Genomic DNA, 18,623 nt, shown 5'->3' with positions numbered 1-18,623 from the left:
GTTGCATCTAAATCGCGGCGGCGACGTGACCACTCCTTACGCCGTTGACTGGGCCGACAGCCGCGCCGACGTCGCTGATCGCGGCGACAGACGCGATGGTTCCCGTTCTGGTACGGGGCGCGCAGCGGGTGCCGCAGCCAGCACCGGCGCCGGGCCATCGATCGCGACGACGACCGGCACGAAGGCCGATGACCCGCACGCCACGTCGTCTCTCACCGGGGTATTTGAGCGTTCGTGCTGCCGAACCCATTTGTGCAACTGGTTGGCGTTCACTCCAGCCTTCAGCGCCAGGCCAGACAGCGATGCGCCCGGTTGCAGGCAGGCCTCGATCAGCCGTCGCTTGCCCGCCGGATCGAAGCTGCGCTTGCCGCCGACACCAACGCGCGTCACACGTAAGGGCAAAAAGGTCAGGTCATCCTGGGTCATGGATTGCGTCCGCAAGTTGGGTTGCGGACGCAATCGTGGACCTTCTCAAACACGGAAGCTAGGTGGGCGGAAACTGGCGCTTACGATGTTCCGGCGATTCGCGGAACGCGAGGGAGCAGGAGTTCGCCCGGCTCTGAAGTCGGTTCTGAAAACCTTGCTCCCGTGGCGCGCGACTTTCTGAGCGACCTCCTTCGAGTGCTCAGTGGGCACGAGACTGGGTAAGCAGTTGGTGTTGCCAATTGGGTCGCCAAAGTGAACCGGTCCGTCTTCCGTCAGTGACGGGCTGTGGCGCACGGATTCACAGCGGTCTCGGAGTCTTTACGACTGGCAGCGTATGCATCTGAGCGCCCATATGCGTACACCGGCTGAGGGCTCGTCGTACGCGGTGAATCAGATACGCTTGGTCGGCCTCCACGTGCGGGCAAGCGGACTTTCAGGACGCGCGGTGTCCAATTTAATCGCGAGTGCCTTTAGCAAAAATGCACAAGGCGTCCGCTCACAGCCGGAGTTCTCAAGTTCGAATTAAGCAAATTCGTAGTTTTCCACAGTTTCTGTTGGCAAACCTGTGGAGAATCTGGTTGTGAGTAAGGTAAGTGCCTGAAAGAAAAGGGCAACCCTACGGGGTTGCCCGCGTGGTCAAGGCAAGGGGCGAACAACGCAAACGTAGCTGTCCGCAAACGATGTAGACGCGAGTAGTGAAAGCTCTAGTTCTCGCCGTTACCCTCGATGAGGCCGCTCCGACGACTTGTCAGTCTAGAGAATACGAGTTAGGTCGATGCCAGGAATCCCGCCGGCCTGAAGCTCGGCAATTAGCTCTTGGATCCGGGCCTCCGGGATATCGCTGTACCTGTCATATTCGTCGTCGTTGGGGCTGAACCCTGTGGTTCCGTCAAGATTTGGGGCGATGCTGTCGGCACCGCCTGCTAGGTGAGAGCTCAATGCTGCCTGTGCGGAATCCGGCAGCGTCAGTTCCGAGTCATTGATCCACGCCAGTACTTCCTGAACGACGGCTGGAATGTTCTGCAGGGTCCCGTGTTGTCCTTTGATATACCGATGTTGCACCCCCTCTAGTTCAGCTGAAGCCAGAGGCACGCGACCGTCGCCCTCGCGATTCGGATCCCCGGGCGTTCGCTCCGTAATCTTTTCGACGTCCTCCCATGCGCCCAGCCATCCAGACTTGACTTCCAGTCGGAACAGTGTCTTGCGGCCGACGCCACTGATCTGAAGCATGCGCCCTCGCTCGGACGGCGACAGAGCAGTCTTATGCCAGTTATACAGATCTGAATAGAATTTTTTGGCAGCGTCGAGCGCCTTTTGCAAATTGACGGTTGCCGTGGCATCCAGATTGAGGTGATAAGCGCCAGCGTCATAGAGATCGAAGTTTGCGCACGGATGAGGCTCGCCGTTTCGAGTGCCGGGATAAATTGAAGCTGGTGCCGGCAGCAAGCTGAGCACACCCCACAGCGACCGGAACGTTTCGCGAGAAAGAAAGGCTCCCACAAGGGCGAGTGCCTCCCATCCCCAAAGATGGTTCTTGAGGTAGCCCGCGATGGACGGAGACCCGTAGTGAGGTGTCGCGATGAAGACCACCTTTCCGACTTTCGGCCAGAGCTCGGTGCCATGCAGCATGAGGGCGGTGCGTATCATTAGACCGCCCATGCTATGTCCCACCAGATGGACACTCTCCCCATAGGCGGCGTGTACCTTGAGAATGACATCGCGAAGGCGTTCTGCGGACGCGGCAAGGGGCCTTCTCCAGTCATACGGAAACTGAATACTTCCTCCGAAATCGTCAGAATTTGAGATTGCCGCGCGCATCGGAGCATAGTCGATGTCAATTGCGCAAGGGTCGATATCGGTGGACGCGTCGATATCGCGAAGCCCGTCGGAAGCTAGAGCTAGCGAGTTCAATTTGTCTCGTGCACGAACCATGTCCATCCACCAGATGCCCCCAAAGCCTTTACTCTGGAGCACGCTACCCATGACACCTGGGACGACGATTATGTTTTTCTTCCCGCCAGCTAGATGCGAACCGCCAGCCATTTTGCGAAGATCTCCCAAGGCGGCGGATCCTAGCCATTTCTCTACGGCCTTTTCAGTTTCGCTATCTTGAAGCATCTGGGATTGCTTTTCCCAGTCCGCAAGTCGAAACGCTTCGAGCTTACTCATTTGTCGACTCCTTCAGTTGTTTCACTTCGTCGGCTGATGCCAGGAAGAGGTCGTATCTGTTCACCAAGCAATAAAACAGACCACCAAGGTTGCCGTATTGGGACCACAGAAACATTCGGGATTGCGCCAGCGCTTCACCGGCCGCCATCGGTTTGGGATCGACTCGACGCAGGAAGAACTGAAAGAACAGCCACGCAAACCTGCTGGCGAGCACTACGGGTACCCTGCTTTCGGTTCCGAGAAATGCACGCACGTCACGCCGAAAGAAAGAAGCTTCCAGTTCGCTCGCGCCCAGGGCAACACTCGAAGCAGTTGTACAGGCGTTGGCAAATATAAATGGCGCATCGGTGAGAACTTTCTGACCGAATTCTTTCTCCTCAACGGTGTCTTCGATTCTTGCGTCTTCGCCAAACTGGAGAATGGGTTCGCTTCCATCCTTTACACTGCATTGGCAGTAGAAGTAGAGGATGCCAGCGGGTCTCGGCCCTGGATTGGCGAGTGCAAGGATCACTTGACTCTTTCGGTCTTGGCTTTTCGGGTCATTTGGCACAAGGTGATGTCGCGCCCAGCTTTTGAACTCATTTCGTTGCCAGCTCGATTGAGCACCGATGTCATCGTTCGGATTTGAACCCCAATACAGAAAATGCAGTGCGCTAACCTGGGCGGGATCCCCTAGCGCCTTAGACGGTTGATTTGACTCGTAGGAAGTGCTTCCAATCCGAAAGTGCAGGCCGAAAAACTGGCTACAGTCTACGGACTCGAATGGCTCGACGGACTTCATGTACATTAGTGCCCACGGTACGTGAGAAACCCAGTCGACTGCGCCACGACTGGTCCAAATGAAGTCGGTCCGGCTACCGGGCGGAAGGCTTTCGAGTATCGCCCGGAGTCGCGAGTCGGGGGGAAAACACGTATCGAAAAGGGTATAGCCCACATGGGCCAGATCGTGTAGCGCCTTGGTGTACGCACTGTCGGAAGGGCAAGCGACGTTGACGGTAGCACAGGCCCCCCAGTCATATGGTTTCCAGCGCTCTTGCTTCAGGCGGCTGAGCATGTCAGTCACGTCCAGGCTATTGACGTGCGTCTCGGCGGCGATCCGGAATTTCTCGAGGGCTTTTCGAACGTTATCGATCGGATTCTTGAGCGTGGCGATTTTCGCCGTCCATTCAGCGCTTCCGTATTCATTGGCTCCACGTATTGTGCTGATGTGCGTGTCGCGTGCACCAATGTAGAAAGCAAGATGCTCCGGTGGCGTCGTCCACTCGTGAGTTGGGCGAAGTCGAATATGGCCGGGAGCAGTGCATACCGCATCTTCGATGACTTTGGCACCAAAACCGAGTTTGACGTCCAGCTTTCTGTATTCCTCCCCGGCCACCAGAATCCTCACCATGAGATTGCCTGTGACCTCAGTGGTTCGTACGTTCAAGCTAACGACTTCGCTTTCACCGTCCCCAGGGATCTCCAGCGGAAAGTCACACGCCCACGTATCCCCTTGCTTTTCGACGATTCCACGAGGCGAAACGGATAGAAACTCGACGTCTGTGGATGTGACGATCCAACGGGCCTGTAGCCCTGCCTTTGGCACGTCCGTCACGTCGACGTTTCCTTCGGCGAGGCTTCCGGACGAAGGCGTCGCGACAAAGAAGCGAAGGTCGTACCTGGTCTGCGGCTCGAACTCCGTAGTCGGTTCGCCTGACATGGAACGTGCCGTTACCTGAATCTGGCGTGCTGGTGCCTTTGTTCGAGGCTCTGAGCTGGACTCGCCGGAAAGAGGCCACGAGTCAATCAACGAGTTGATCTCTTTTGCGGTTTCGATAGCCATGTTGGTATCGCCAGTCTGAGGTTCTTCGAAGTTGCGCGGAGGCGGCGCGCCAAATGTGTCGCCAGACGGCGCAGCGCCGCGCCTCTGACCGGTTCCTCCACTTGTAAGTCCCTTGGGAGTCGATGGAGTTGACTGGCGAAGCAATTCCCGTAGTCCAAGGTCGCCAGAAACTTGACTCCCGAAATCCAGAATCGTGTCAACGAGATGGCGAAGTGAGTTCTCGTCGCGATCCATGCTCGCCATTTGATCGGCGAAATCTTTGACTAACTTGAGTAGCGTGACGTATGTCGGATCTGTTGGGCCATTCTCCGACCGACGGTTATCGAGAATGGGCAACAGGCCGCGCAGGAAAGTGAAGTAGTCGAAAGACATAGTTCCTCCAACAAAACCGGTTGAATTCGCGTCAACTCGCGTTGTTTATTTCAAACAGTATCTGCTACGGCCCTATGCCCCGGTGAGGGTGAATGGCGCCCAAAAGTACGGATGGGAAAAAGGGCGCGCTTCGGGTGATAGTCCGTAGAGGTATCGATACGTATCAGATAACGTTGCGTAAGTATCAGGGTCTTGCTCCTTAACCATTAGTCTTTTTAATTCTTTGCACATTGCGTCGGCGTTGACGTCACGAAGCCAGCACTGTGCTTCCCGCAAAGCGCGCGCGGGTGGGCAGTTCGCATCGTTCGCGAAGAGCCGTCTGTAAAAATCGAGTATCAGAAACGTCGTGGGAACATCGTCGACTGGCCAAAGTGTCGCAACGATTGTCGGTGCTCCAGCTTCCAGGAAGCCGGTGGCGATGCCTGTCGGTTCGTCTGGTAGCTTTCGGTCGTGCGAGATGCCAGTGCGACAGGCCGAGAGTACGACGAGTCGCACCGCGCGTAGGGGAGAAACCCGGGCAAGCTCACCTAGCGTGAGCTCCTCCCCAGCCAAAGCCAGATAGGACATCAGGGGTGCCTCCAGATTGAAGACGCCATGACAAGCGAAGTGAAGGTGGGTGCAATCTTGCATCAGCCTCAATACGGCGGCCTTTTTTGCGTTCGGACCGGACAGGCACTCACTCGCCGGGAAGAGGGGTGCGATTTCTCTCACTTCAATGTTCGCGAAGCGTAACTGTTGGTGGGTTGGAGCAGGATTGCTGACTGCGCCGAGGTACTTCGGCAAGTCCGGTCGAGCTGCACTCAGCGGGCGTGCCTGTATCAACGAGCGAGCGGAGGGTGCGAAAATGACGTCGAGCTTGTCGAGTAACGTGGTGTGACCGTCATTTTCAGGAAGGTATGCTGCGTGAAAGGGCAAAAGCTTTGCGCGCCCACCGGGAAGTAGAACGATGCGACAGATGTCGTGTCCGTTCAGATGCGACAATATTGGTTGAATCAGACGGGTTCCGAAAAGAGACAGGCTGGAATTCACCGCATTTAGAAATGACTCGGGCGGCCGATCCCGATTGTTGTCAAGTAGTTGACCTGCAAGGTAGCCGCCTAGCGATTCGCCATCTTCGGGCCCGGTAAGGAGTTCATCAATCGCTTTGGCGTCGAGGGCCTCAGCGGGAACAGCTTTAACGGAGATCTCGTCTGAACTTTTTGTCACGACAAGCGCGATGGTTCCGGGTGACATCGTGACAAGATAGACTAAGGCTTCTCTCGGCTCGACCACAGCAGCTAGCTCTTCGATACCGCTTCCGTGGAAAAGACCGTCACAACCAGGTATGCGACGGATGGAGTTCACGAGTTCGTCAAACTTCAACCGACAGCCACGGCTCTCCATTCGCCGCTCGATTGTTTGAGACAGACTCAGACTCACTTGGCCTGACGAAGTGCGGCTTGCATCCCGAAGCAGCATCGCCGCTTCGTTGAGCGCGGTGTACTGAGCGAGGTGGTTGCGCTTAACAGTAGTCTCGAGGAGCACGCGATCTGTACCGAACGCGACAGCGATGCGTCGCGCTAGTCCCTGCTCGACGTACCGAACGGCGTCAAGCGGTCGATCAAGATGCGCGCATGCGTAGCCGGCCATGGCAGACACGCCTTGGGCGTGTCGGAGCCACTCCTCATCAGTTTCCAGAAAGATCTGAACCTGCGTGAGTGTCTCAATCATCGACCCGATGCGGGAATGGGCTTCTAAAACGCCCTGCCAATTCGCCGTCGAGATGCGCAACCTCATCAATTCGGCGCCGGCGCTCACTAGGTAAGAATCGGGCAAGGAGGTGGATGCCAGCACCAGCGAGAAATGCCGGTCGGCGCGGCGTGCGTCAACTGCCGGGCCGTATTTTCGGAAGGATAAAGCGGCAAGAATTCCCGCGTCTTGGTGCAGCGTGGCCCAGAGTGTAGGCACGTCGCGGCGCCGACAGACTCGCAGTGCCTTCCGAATATGCGTCAGCGCATCCTTCGCATCGTCCTCGCTGCCGGTGCTTTCGAAATGGCGGACATAGATTTGTCCGAGTTCCTGATGTACGGTCGCCCAAAAATGTGGAGCGGCCTCTTTTTGAATGACATCGAGCGCTGCGTTCAGGCACTCCAACGCGCTCTGGAACGCCTTCTCGCCGTTGACGGCCGAGTAAATGTAGTAAACCGTTGCCCAGAGCGTGCCACGGTTCGATTGAACTGTGGCCCACAGGTCGGGACTTTCCAGAAATGACACCGATTCAAGGGCGGACTTGTAGTGTTCGTCGGCTGCGAGCGCATCCGCCTGTTCTTGCGTCAAGTTGTACCGAGCCGAGAGAAGATTGCCAAGATTTGAGTGAGCGGTTGCCGCGAGGGCCGGATAGTGCTGGTCGAGGACGAGTAGGATCCTTTCGTAGAATTCCTCTGCCTCCAGGGAATCGCTTGCCCTCCCCGTAAATCGGTAGTGTTGTTCGTAAAGCCCGGCTAAGCCGTTCAAAGTCCGGCACAGTCGGACGGAGTGTGGATCGTGCTCGCGCACCTGCAGTGCGGCTTTGTAGCAGGACAATGCAGTATCAAAGTCGGCATTGTTTCCTGTCACGACATAGCGGAGAGCGAAAAGGTTGCCACGGTTGTGATGGACAATGTCCCACAACCGCGCGCCCTTGCTGATTGCGGAAATTGTCTTGATGAAACAACCGTCGGCTTGGACTGCGTGCTCAGAGTCCCTGTTGTTCTCGTACAGGGAAAGGTATATCGAACCCAACTCCAAGTCCACGCTGGTTCGGAGGTGCGGATCACCGATGCTTGCGGAGAGCGGCAAAGCGGTGTCAAGCAGAAGTCTTTTGGCTTTTTCCAGCAGACTGGTATCCGGGCTAGTCTCGTAATATTCGCGATACGCGTCAGCGAGCATTAGGATGGCGGTCAGGCGAGATGTAGGATCAGCAAAGCCACGCGCATCGTTTGCGAGCTTCTCCCAGCCTTTGATAACAATCGGCCACTGAGACGCGGCTGCTTGTGTTTCAGAGTGACGCTGCCTCCACAAAGCAACGTCCTGTCGATAGCTTATTTGTTGCATGGGTGTGAGCCCCCATACATTCGGTGAGGGAAATGCGGAAGACCCCAAGAGGAGGCACTTTCCAGGTTACGACCGAAGCCAGGGGGTAGCAGATAATCAAGCGTCGATTCTTGATTGCTATTGCGACGCAAATGGCTTGCTCGGCCGAGTCGGGCAGCGCGCGGATGGGCCCTTAAACCATAGACCAGCTATCACACTGGAGCAAATGAAATCTACTGTTGCCCGCCGCCTTTTTTTGCTTTGGGGGGAGAAACAGACAAACAGCCAGTATTTTTCCGCCACGTTATCTGTGATATGGAGTGCACGTCGCGCGTGACGCATCTTATTCTCCCAGATAGCGGCTTCCTAATCTGGGCAGAAGCCTGCTGAGACTGTGGCGATCACCGTGATCGTGAAAGTATTCAGGTGGCTCTGGCGTTTTGACCAGTTTGCGGGTGTCACGAACCCTTGGTGGTCGTTGTGCCCGCCGAAATTGGGAGCTGCTTTGTGACACAGTCGATCTAAGCAGATGCTTGGGGACTTTCCCGTCGTGCTTGCCTTCGCTCCCGGCACGCACCCGCACGCGGTTTCCTATTGCCCTAGCCGGGGTAGAGATTCGTGACCTGCCACCGTTTCAGTGCGGTCCGCTGCCACGGTCCGAGGTTTAAAGCTGCCGGGCGTCCTGCGCTTGGACGAACTGTTCGTGCGTCAGATAGCCTCGCGAACTGTGACGCCGCTCGGCGTTGCAGTCGGGGATACGGCCGAAACTTGGCAACTCGCAACATTTTGACTCCACAGACGAGTTCACTGTTCTGAGTTACGCACCGGTTTCGCATCGAATGGTACGCCGCAGCTCTGCCTTAGTACGTATGGTCGATCATTGTGGCATGCAGCTCTAAGTATCCGTCAGCGCATCCCGTCTTGAACGAATGTAAGCGCGGTGCGAAGGTGTTGCCATCGTAACGATGGAGCAATGCGATGGACGACGCAACGGGGGAGACAGCTGTACCGACGGGCGTGCGACGCCCTCGGCACGGCGAGGCATTCTGGCGCGAAATGGTCATGGCATGGACAGCAAGCGGAGTCGGCGCGCGACGTTTCTGTCGTGAGCAGGGGCTCGCTGTCAGTGCCTTCATCCTGTGGCGCAAGAAGCTCTCGGGCGAGGAAAGAGCAGAGGCGCATCCGCTCGCGGTCACACCAGACGCTGCATTTATCGCCCCCCATCCGGACGCCGCGCCAGTCACTCCGACGCCGCCACCGGTGCTGGACGCTTGGTCGTCTTCACGTGATCGCGTGATGTTGTCGCTCGCCGGAGTTCGCATTGAACTGACCGGCGCTCACGCCGGGCGCATCGTGCGCTTCGTGCTGGGACAGCTCGGCGGTATACGGTGCTGATCGCAGCCGATGTTCGAGCCCACATCTGCCGCGATACGGTCGACCTGCGCAAAGCAATCGACGGCCTGTCGTACCTCGTCGAGCCTCTGCTTGCCCAGAACCCAGCCTCGGATAACCTGTTCGTGTTTGTCGGGCGCGATCGCTCGAAGGTTAAGGTTCTTTACTGGGATCGCACTGGCTTCGCGCTCTGGTACAACCGGCTCGAACGCGGCCGTTTTGTCTGGCCACACGCTCAGACATATAACCGAGCGAACTGTGAGTCCGCTCGATGTTGCGCTCTAATCGCCATGCTTCAATGAGTAAGCTTTGCGAGACGCTGTCCTGACCGCACTACGGACGAGGGTCAGTGCGGCTCGGTTTGCCACTCGAAAGCTTGAGTTCGTTGATGCGTGCGGCACTGACGGTTGACGAAGCCGGCTGACGATCGGCTGCAAGATGTTCGGCGGCGTCCCCTTGGCCTGCCGAGGCAAAATAATGCTCAAGATGCTTGGCGACTTGGGTTTGAACGAATTGTTTCGCCTGCATCGGATCGCGGATATCCCGAGTGCGCAAGTTGTTCCGGTTCTCCGGATGAGGGTCCAGATTCACTGCCCCTTCCAGAATTTCCTGCTGCGTCGGATCCATGGCTGGGGGCTGAACCGGCACGGTCACTGTCGGAGTTTGGGTGCGCCACTGTCTTCTGGCGCCGCCCAGCAGGTACTTTTGTGTTAGCTTCGCCGCGCCCTTGTCGCGCTTTGTCAGGAAGTCACCTAGTTGAAAAGCTTCGATTACTGATCCGGGAATCGTTGAGTGGCTGTACTCCGTCGAGTCAACCTGTGCTTCGAACCAGGGAGAAACCAATATACATGGCACGCGAAGACCGAGGCGCTGGAAGTCAAAAGGAACCAGGTAAGGCTTGTCAGTATGTCCAGGAATGTCATCCGGTGAGACAGTCGCTGGTGGTCTCACATGGTCGAAGTAGCCACCGCACTCGTCGAAAACTATGATCAGGAGAGCTTTCTTCCACACCTCCTCGTGAGCCTGTAAGGCCGTGTACACGTCTGCGACCAGCTTCTCGGCCGGCCGGACGTCCGCCGGCGCGTGCATGCTATTAACCGGCTGTTGCGGCGAGCTCATGAAAGCCGGCGTGATGAACGAGTAGCTCGCCAGTCTGTCACCGGCGACATCGCTCAAAAAGCTTTCGTCAAACAGCACATTGTTCCCGACCGTCTTTGCCAACCCCGGATACAGCTCCGTAACATCATTGTGGTCGTGATAGTAGACACGCCAACTCTTGCCGCTCGATTTCAACCGGTCGTAGATCGTGTCGCAGTTGAGCTCCGGCTTCCAACCCGCGTTATCTGTATAACCTTGCGACGTTGCGGCATGAACAAACGCGCGGTTAGGGACCGTTGGCCCGGGAACGTCTGAAAACCAGTGGTCACATAGAACAAATTCTTTGGCCAACGTAGAAAGGACAGGCAGTTGAACTGGATCGAAGCATGAACTTGACCCGTTTCGACGGACAGATTTGCAGTCAGAGATTGAATGTGATTTAGCCTCCATTGAGCGTTGAGCTGCGGGTTGTCCACGGGCGGGCGGCGGGTCGCTTCTCACGATCATGACGCTGCCCGCCGGTGGGCAACCCGCAAGGCGACACGGTCTGGTTTGTCGGGTTCAGGTCTTCGAATTCGAGCGGTGAACGGTAGCCCAGGCTGCTATGCAGGCGGCGTACGTTGTACCAGCTCTCCAGAAACCAGAAGAGGCGGCGCCTGGCCTGCTCATGGGTGTCGAAGTGCTCGCGCGTAAGCAACTCCGCTTCGAGCGTGCCGAAGAACGATTCACACATCGCGTTATCGAAGCAGTCTCCTGCGGTACCCATCGAGGGCTGCACGCCCGCCTCGCGGCAGCGTCGTCCGAAGGCGATAGAGGTATATTGGCACCCCTGATCGGAATGATGGATCACGCCTTCAGGGCGCCGCTGCAGCAACGCCATGTCCAGTGCACGCAGCATCAGTTCCGTGTACAAGTGACTGGACATCGCCCAGCCGACGATGCGCTGACTGAACACGTCAAGCACCACCGCCAGATACAGGAACCCTTCACCGGTCGGCACGTAGGTGGCGTCCGCCACCCACAGTACGTTGCGCGCTTCGGCACTGAAGTGCCGGCGCACCAGATCGGGCGCGCGCCGCGCTCCCGCGCGTTGACGCGTGGTGACCTTCCAGTGCCGCCGGCTTGCGCCACACAGACCCGCCATACGCATCAGGCGCGCCACGCGCTTGCGTCCCACATGCACACCAGCACGCGCGAGCTGCACATGAATGCGCGGCGCCCCGTAGGTGCCACGCGAACTCGCATGCAAGGTACGGATGCGTGCGAGCAGGTGCGCGTCACTGCATGCCTGCTTCGACGGTTTACGCACCAGCCACGCGTAGTAGCCGCCGGTGGAGACCTGCAGCAGCCGCGCCATCGTGGCAATGGGCCAGCGGGCCCGGTTCGCCTTCATGAATCCGTACCCTTCGGCGGTACGGCCCCGGTCTCGCGGGCGAACCAGGCGGCCGCGTGAGAGAGAATATCGCGCTCCGTCTTCAGTTGCCGGTTCTCGCGGCGCAGCCTCGTGAGTTCCTGCCGCTCGGCCGTGGTCAGCCCGTCCTGACGCACTCCCGCGTCACGATCGGCTTGCGCCACCCAATTGATGATCGTCTGCGCGGTGGGCTCGAACTCGCGCGAAAGCTCCTCAGGCGTGCGCCCCGCCTTCACAAGCTCCACCATTTGCGCGCGGAATTCCGCCGGGTACGGCGTGCGATGCTTTCTCATCACGGCACCTCCTTCTCAAAAGGATAGGTGTCCGTTTCGGCGGGTCAACTTCAGCAATTCATTACCTGCTGCAGTTCGCTTTCCGTTGGCTCACGCTTCAGGTCATGCGCCAGCGTGGCTCGGAAAGACGCCACAAAGCCGTCGAGTGTCGCGTCGGCCGCCTTCGCATTGACGCCTACGTCAGTCTTTCCGAATAGCTGTTCGTTTGTCTGTTTCAGGGAGTGCGAGGGGCCACCGCCCACAGCTGTGAAATCTCCGCCTTTACGCACGTGAAATGCGGTCGTGGTTGCTTTCCCCGGCTGAAGGTAGTTGGTCGTCGCCTCTGGAGAAAGGCCGCCGACACCCTCCCCCTTCCCGAGATAGCCGAACAGATGATCGAAGGATCGGTTCTCCAGCATAAGTACCACGACGTGGTCAAAAAGTAGGTCGCCCATGGCTCGCTCCTGTGTTTGAGATTGAGACTTGCTCATATGCGTGAGTCGCTACACCTGTACCCAACGGAACGCTTAAAGGCCGTGGTTCTGCTGTCGTGCCTGCCAGAGTTTTTTTAGCTACCGAGCGTGCGACCTCTGTCCTTGGCATAGAGGTGTTTCGTGACATTTTCAATATCTGGCGTTGGTTGATTGGCTGGCGTGCTTCACGCGCCCGCGTGCGCGTCGCTCACAAAATCGGCTCGGTCGTGTCTCCTGCCAGCAGAAGTTGCGGCATTTGGCTAAACGTCCACCCATCGGGGGTATTGTCGAATAGCCATGTCACGTCGAATCGATCGCCTGGCCATGATTCTGGTGTTTTCGGCCTGTTCGGAAGAAGAGAGATCAACGCTGGAATCTCCCTATGCTCCCATGCGACGAGCACCACCCCCTCACGCGAAAGCACATCATCGACCAGCGCCTGGTGGTCTGCCTTCAGATGTTGTGTAATCAGCTCGATCGGTCCCTGTGACTTTAAGAACTCGAAGAGAGGCGTTACAGTCTCAATCGGGCGTCGGCTGGGATCGCCCATATCAATCCCTGCTGCGAATATCGTGCTCGGTTTGATGGTGGCGACAGGCTCCGTTTCGCGAAGCGGGGAAAAGTACCGAACCAAGGCACCTGCCCTCTGCCATCCCCGGGGAGTCAAACTCTTCGGGTCAGCCATGCCGTTTGAGTCGACCCCTGATGCGACGCCGTGCCCCGGCTTCTCTGCGTGACGAATGAACATGATGCGGGTCGGGGCCATCGTAGCCTCCTTGTGGTAACAATTCTGTGCTCACAGCGAGCTCTGCGCTATTTCGAAAAGTACGCCCTTCGCAGTGCGCCTGCAGAACCCGACTCTGAATACCGATTGATCCACATCGAGTCGGTGGCCAAAAACTGAGGCTGGAACTCCTTGTTACCAGCACTTATTGCATCGAACACGGCATCGCGAAACGCGTAACTGGAGAACTGCCGCATAAATTCGGTCAGGTAAATGTCAGCTACTCGTTGACTCCCTCTAATCACCAGCATATTTTCATGATTGCTTTCAACACTGTCTGCGCTGAAATTTCCCGACCCCGTCACTACGATGGGATCATCAGATAAAGGGTCGACAAGCATGAACTTGGTATGCACCCAGCGCACAAATTCGCCGGATGGCAATCCATCGCGCTCTTTCAACCAGCGATCGAAGCGGTTCAACGTGACGTTTTGACCTATTGCTACAACTGTGCTTTTGACCGCACGAAGCGACTCGATATCTTGCTTGGCTTGATCGAGATTGCGGCCGGCACCTTCTTTATCCATCAGAGCGAACCGCAAGACCTCGCCATCCTGCTTGTATAATTTCAGGAAATCCTGATTCATTCCAAAGGCGAACGTCATAAATAGCGCACCATTCGCGGAACCGGCGATCTGGGAGTATCTTTGGAGCGTTGCGACACCCTTCTGTGGCGAAAAGACCTTTGAAACACCATCCTCCGGAGGGTTGCTCGGCGCTGGCGCGTTGTCATCATCCCATGAGCGCATAACGGCCGTATCCGGGTTTTCCGACAGTTGGGTCCAGTAATCGAGGTATGCCCGTGACACAGCTGGATCACTGACGACGTGAGCGCAATTGAGGTGGCCGAAGATCCCGTTTTCCGTCCAGTTGGTAGAGCCGGTCAACACTTCAACTGGCTTCTCATCTTTCAGTAACACAATGAACTTGTTGTGCATGATTCGGCCATTTGTGAACCCGCGACACAGCGCCCTGATGTTGGCTCCATCAATGGCCTCGTCATTCCTGCGGACCGGATCTTCTTTAGCGTTGTTGATCGCGTCGTAGACCACTTGAACGTTGGCGCCTCGATCAGCAGCCGACTTCAGCGCCTGAAGCACGCCGGCCCACTGAAACTCGTACATCGCTACCCGGATGCCGAACGTTCCGTCGGTTGCCTTCGCTATGAAACCGGTAATTGCCTCAAATAAGCCACGGGATAACCAGTCGTACGCAGCTTGACCAACCTCGTTTGGCGCCCTATCCTGGAAACGGCGCGCATATTCCTGAGAGGCAATCGCTCCTCGATTGAAGTAGACGCTGTGGACGCCGCTATCTTCAGGTTCAGTTTCGATCAGGATAGTCACCGACGCCCCGGGCGTCAGCGCTCCCGGCGAACCGTACATTGCAGTCAACGTGTACGTGTACTTGCGACCAGGCTTCGCGGAGTAATCCGCCCATTGAAAAGATTGAAACGGTTGCTCCAGGCTAGATGCAGTGCCTCCGGGAGGTAAAGGCTTTGCATCGGGAAAGATCTTCATCCCGCGAAGCCAATACGTTTCGTTCTCGGTTTCGTCGGTTCGCTGAATGGCGATCCCGAGCAGTCCGGCCTCATTGGCCTTCGCTACGTCCCATCCAAGAAGTACGACGTAAGTTCCAGAGATAGCCTTGACGACTAGGCCGCCGGATTCTTTCCTGTTCCGCATGATTGCCCTCTCTCTCATTTTTTCTCTTCGCCCGCCGTGGGCGGCGCGATACTATGCGGCGTCCGTCCGACGACAGCGCTCGCCGTTACTTCCTGCAATCCTCTGCACTATAACGACGTGCAGTAAATCAATTTCCTTTTGCTTAGAAAGTTAAGTGTTACCGCACTGGCGGGCGTCAAATTCCCGGCATTGCGGCATTGAACAACCTTTCTTTGTAAGCCATTAGTGACAGCGTGCCGTTCCCTTCGAGAGAAAGATCAGGCAGCGGCCACGACGGTTGTCGGTACGATGTGCACCTGCTTCTCGAAAGCCACAGCCAGCTTGGCGTAGCCGTGAAACGACGGGTGGATTTCGTTTCGCCAATCCCCGCTTTCGCCAGTAGACGCTGCCGGTGCCGGAGAAAGTGTTCCAATCAAATTTACTGGAACGACGTTCGGAGTTGATACAGCCCTATCCCGCATAAGGGTCGCATTCACGCCACCCAAAAACTGGGCCCATTGCTGAATTAGATGCCGCGTCAAAGGTAACCAGTCATCCTCCGGAATCTGATACTCCTTAAACGCACGTGCCAACCATGGTCCGATGCCCGGTCCAGCGGGAGCCCACCTGGGCTGTGGACAATCGTAGGTATGGACAAAAATCGGCACAAATCTCGATCGGCTGCCGGCGCTATCTCTTTTCGAAATCAACGCCGCAAAGCAGTCGACAAGCAGTCGAATAAGATTATTCCAACCGCTGTTTCGAACGTAGCGAGCCACATTGCCGATCGCAGAGCGCTCGGCTGGCGTCAAGAGAATTCGCCTCGACGCTTTGTCAGGATCGGGTTCGTCCGGAAGGAGAAGTATGGCGTCGAACAGGTCATTGCCGCCCGCCGATAGGAGTATTGCGTCCCATTGATATGCGAGATTGCCTCCAGCCAGGGCGGCTGCAAACGACGTCTCCCGGTGCCAGTCGACCATCTGGGCGAAGGTTTTTCCGGGAGAAGCGTATGAAACAGCGGCGCTTGACTCCGGAAATCTGAGGCTAAAAAGCAGGTTCCCGGTCAGCCATGGAGGTAGTTGGCCAATTGAGAACCATGAGTCGCCTTGGGCAAGTAGTCGCCATGTCGACGTCGTCAGGACGGACGCCTTATCCGAATGTAAATCGTTTGGACCCAGCAGTGCGATTGGAAATTCGGATGCCATCGTCGTCTCCTTTCAAATAGAAGACATTCCTGACTGCGGGTTGATTTATTCCGGGATGCGCACTCGTATGGAGCTAGTCAGAGACTGATCAAAGTGACCCGATTTGTACAATTGAGCCGTGCCTGCCGAAGTATAGGTATAACTTTTCCTATACCAAGCGAAAAAATGTTCACGATACGTGCGTTAGCGAACCGACACGCAAGACGGGCCGTGGTTTTAGGAATGGAAGATTAGGGGCGGCGGTCGATCGCCTTGTCCATTTTACAAATGCCACATCCCAGCGACTCTTCGTTTTCTGCGGCTCATCCGCCCTATCAACCCTGGACAAAAGTGGGAGAACGTGCCATGTGTTTTTCATACTTTTCGGATGCAACACGACGTTAGCGATTTCGATCCGCCTTTCCCTGCTGCTGGGTATACTGAAGGTGCATACCCAACTTTCCTTCAAGCTCAAAGTTTCTTTGGAAAAGTATGTGCGCTATCGCGCAATCCCGCACAAATCTCTCTCGGAGCAAGTACCAGCGATGCTATTGAACGCATCGCCCCCTTTTAAACTCGCATCAACAGAGATGTTGAACTATGGTTAACGGGTTCAGTGTCGCACCGAATATGGGCCCACCACTGCGAGCCAGCCATGATCGTTCAATTGGCATCACTCCCACTACCAGTTGGGTATTTTCCCTTACCTGGGCCCGCTTCAATTGCTCTGGAGAGTATCCCATCCCTGACTAGCCGGGGTCCCGGTTCGATTTTTGCCAACGTATCCATGCCTCTCCCTGGTACGAGTTATATGGACGCGATAGGATCCCCAGCTGGCTCATTTTTCGCTCGGATTATCATCCATGTTGCCTTGGATCAGGTGTCGATCAATGTAGGCCCGATTGACGAGTTCGATATCGTTTCGATTATGGGTGGGCTGGCCCCAATTCCCGGGAATCGGGATGGTCGCCTCGGCAATGTCTTTTCGGGCATGGTCGTCCATTCGCGCACCGCCCAAGATAGGAGATGTGACGTCACCTGTGCAGTAAGCGAACTGATTGCCGACGAATGCTGCGTAATCTGCACTCGAGGAAACACCACCGTCAAATTCTGCTGCTAGCGCCCCGGATATGACGCCCGAACAAGAGTTCAGACCTTTATACCTTGATGCCGTCAATCGTAACGGCGAATCGCTCACGGGCGTTGAATTTACGATAAGTACCGATGCAGGCGAAATCGTAGGATCGGTGGTCAAGCAATATATGGGGTTTATAAGACAGTTCGTCAGCCCCCCAACCGCCACGGTCTCGATAACGGCCAAGTTTAACAATGTCGAGTTGCCACCTGTTAAATTGACGCCGTCCCGATCTGACTGGACGTTTAAGTTCTCGAGTGTCGCTCCGCTTTCTGTACTAATAGTCTGTGCTTTGCCGCTCGAGACGCAGGCAGTCCTGAAAACCTTCGATGCAGTTGACGACAAGCGAATCAGTGGCGGACCTGGCGATCCTAACTCGTACCGAACCGGTTGCTACCGCTCGATCGATGGCTTCGAGCGTCGGGTATTACTTGCTACCTCTGGTATGGGGAACAGCAATGCAGCTATTTTAGCAATTCATGCATTGAGAAGCTTCCACAAGGAACTGAAGCACGTAATAATGGTCGGGATCGCCGGCGGGTGTCCGAGTCCAAAAAACCCATCTGAGCATGTTCGCCTCGGCGACGTTGTCGTGGCTGACGAACGCGGCATCATTCAATATGACTTTGTTAAACGCACAATCGCCGGCGACGAAAATCGCGCCCATCCACAGAAGCCCGACCGGAGGTTGGTGAATGCTGTACATGAACTCGAGGTCGACGATGCGAACTCAAGTTCATCGTGGAAAGCCTTGATCAAGAATGTTGCACAAAAGGACGCCGTCTTCAAGAGACCCTCCGCACGAAGCGATGTCTTGTATGAAGGCCGTCTCAAAATCCCTCATCCTCCCCAGTCGAACAGGCGGGCGGGTGAACCTTTGGTGCATCGAGGCGCAATCGGTAGCGCAAATATCTTGTTGAAAGATCCCTCCTCCCGGGACCGGATTAGAGACAAGTGGAATGTACGGGCAATTGAAATGGAAGGGAGTGGCGTGCAAGACGCAGCATGGTCCATGGAGCAGGACATAATGGTCGTTCGCGGAGTCTGCGATTATTGCGACAGCCACAAGAACGATACCTGGCAGCGCTACGCCGCCTTGGCGGCTGCGTCATATACAAGAGGCCTCCTGGAATCCTTGCCGGAAACCTTCTTCTCCTAGTCTATCCTGACATGGTCTGGTGGCCTTGCATTCATGCCGGCGATGAAAGGTGGCTTTCGCCAGCCATGCAGTGACAGTGTTCCAGAAGACGTGCAACCTCACTGGTTCTACCTGCTAGCTGCAGTCTCGCCCGTCACGACTGCGGAAGCACCGGAGTCTCAATCGACGCTTCGTAAGCGCACGGGCAACCCATCTTGAGTTGCATTGAAGA

The 18,623-nt window shown here is 56.4% G+C and carries 13 protein-coding genes and 1 pseudogene; 3 read left to right on the top strand and 11 right to left on the bottom strand.

Annotation, left to right across the window (positions count from 1 at the left end; genetic code table 11):
* Positions 1-36: 36 nt before the first annotated feature.
* From WN982_RS40155 to WN982_RS40140, 4 genes are all read right to left on the bottom strand, one after another.
* Complete coding sequence (locus WN982_RS40155; protein ID WP_341317486.1) at positions 37-426, bottom strand: transposase; 390 nt, start codon at positions 424-426, stop codon at positions 37-39.
* Positions 427-1,179: 753 nt separating this feature from the next.
* On the bottom strand, positions 1,180-2,595 hold the full coding sequence (locus WN982_RS40150; RefSeq protein WP_341317485.1) for an alpha/beta fold hydrolase: 1,416 nt from the start codon (positions 2,593-2,595) through the stop codon (positions 1,180-1,182).
* Positions 2,588-4,789, bottom strand: a complete 2,202-nt coding sequence (locus WN982_RS40145; protein ID WP_341317484.1) for a hypothetical protein — start codon at positions 4,787-4,789, stop codon at positions 2,588-2,590. The genes WN982_RS40150 and WN982_RS40145 overlap by 8 nt, the downstream gene beginning before the upstream one ends.
* 72 nt (positions 4,790-4,861) lie before the next feature.
* The gene (locus tag WN982_RS40140) at positions 4,862-7,861 is read right to left on the bottom strand and encodes a CHAT domain-containing protein (RefSeq protein WP_341317483.1); all 3,000 of its coding nucleotides are present in this window, start codon (positions 7,859-7,861) and stop codon (positions 4,862-4,864) included.
* A gap of 957 nt (positions 7,862-8,818) precedes the next feature.
* Here WN982_RS40140 and WN982_RS40135 point away from each other — a divergent pair.
* The gene (locus WN982_RS40135) at positions 8,819-9,235 is read left to right on the top strand and encodes a hypothetical protein (protein WP_341317482.1); all 417 of its coding nucleotides are present in this window, start codon (positions 8,819-8,821) and stop codon (positions 9,233-9,235) included.
* Positions 9,229-9,534: an IS66 family insertion sequence element accessory protein TnpB gene (gene tnpB, locus WN982_RS40130; protein WP_341317481.1), complete on the top strand. Its 306-nt coding sequence runs from the start codon at positions 9,229-9,231 to the stop codon at positions 9,532-9,534. The genes WN982_RS40135 and tnpB overlap by 7 nt, the downstream gene beginning before the upstream one ends.
* A gap of 31 nt (positions 9,535-9,565) precedes the next feature.
* Here tnpB and WN982_RS40125 read toward each other — a convergent pair whose 3' ends face one another.
* From WN982_RS40125 to WN982_RS40095, 7 genes and pseudogenes are all read right to left on the bottom strand, one after another.
* Positions 9,566-10,681 (bottom strand): alkaline phosphatase family protein, encoded by a 1,116-nt coding sequence (locus WN982_RS40125; RefSeq protein ID WP_341317480.1) that lies wholly within the window; start codon positions 10,679-10,681, stop codon positions 9,566-9,568.
* A gap of 217 nt (positions 10,682-10,898) precedes the next feature.
* Positions 10,899-12,034: pseudogene (locus WN982_RS40120) on the bottom strand (IS3 family transposase); the annotation flags it as partial.
* Between the two features lie 50 nt (positions 12,035-12,084).
* Positions 12,085-12,468, bottom strand: coding sequence for an alkaline phosphatase family protein (locus tag WN982_RS40115; protein WP_341317479.1), 384 nt, complete (start codon positions 12,466-12,468; stop codon positions 12,085-12,087).
* 226 nt (positions 12,469-12,694) lie between these two features.
* Positions 12,695-13,252 (bottom strand): phosphoglycerate mutase family protein, encoded by a 558-nt coding sequence (locus tag WN982_RS40110; RefSeq protein WP_341317478.1) that lies wholly within the window; start codon positions 13,250-13,252, stop codon positions 12,695-12,697.
* A gap of 47 nt (positions 13,253-13,299) precedes the next feature.
* The gene (locus WN982_RS40105; protein WP_341317477.1) at positions 13,300-14,973 is read right to left on the bottom strand and encodes a phospholipase D-like domain-containing protein; all 1,674 of its coding nucleotides are present in this window, start codon (positions 14,971-14,973) and stop codon (positions 13,300-13,302) included.
* A 239-nt stretch (positions 14,974-15,212) separates the two neighbouring features.
* Positions 15,213-16,139, bottom strand: a complete 927-nt coding sequence (locus WN982_RS40100) for a hypothetical protein (RefSeq protein WP_341317476.1) — start codon at positions 16,137-16,139, stop codon at positions 15,213-15,215.
* Positions 16,140-16,956: 817 nt separating this feature from the next.
* Positions 16,957-17,121 (bottom strand): hypothetical protein, encoded by a 165-nt coding sequence (locus WN982_RS40095; RefSeq protein WP_341317475.1) that lies wholly within the window; start codon positions 17,119-17,121, stop codon positions 16,957-16,959.
* A gap of 127 nt (positions 17,122-17,248) precedes the next feature.
* On the opposite strand from WN982_RS40095, the gene WN982_RS40090 reads away from it, so the two are divergent.
* Positions 17,249-18,412, top strand: a complete 1,164-nt coding sequence (locus tag WN982_RS40090; protein WP_341317474.1) for a 5'-methylthioadenosine/S-adenosylhomocysteine nucleosidase — start codon at positions 17,249-17,251, stop codon at positions 18,410-18,412.
* Positions 18,413-18,623: the final 211 nt, after the last annotated feature.

The sequence above is a fragment of the Paraburkholderia sp. IMGN_8 genome (genome assembly GCF_038050405.1).
GTDB lineage: Bacteria > Pseudomonadota > Gammaproteobacteria > Burkholderiales > Burkholderiaceae > Paraburkholderia.
This window is presented reverse-complemented; position numbering and strand designations above follow the sequence as displayed.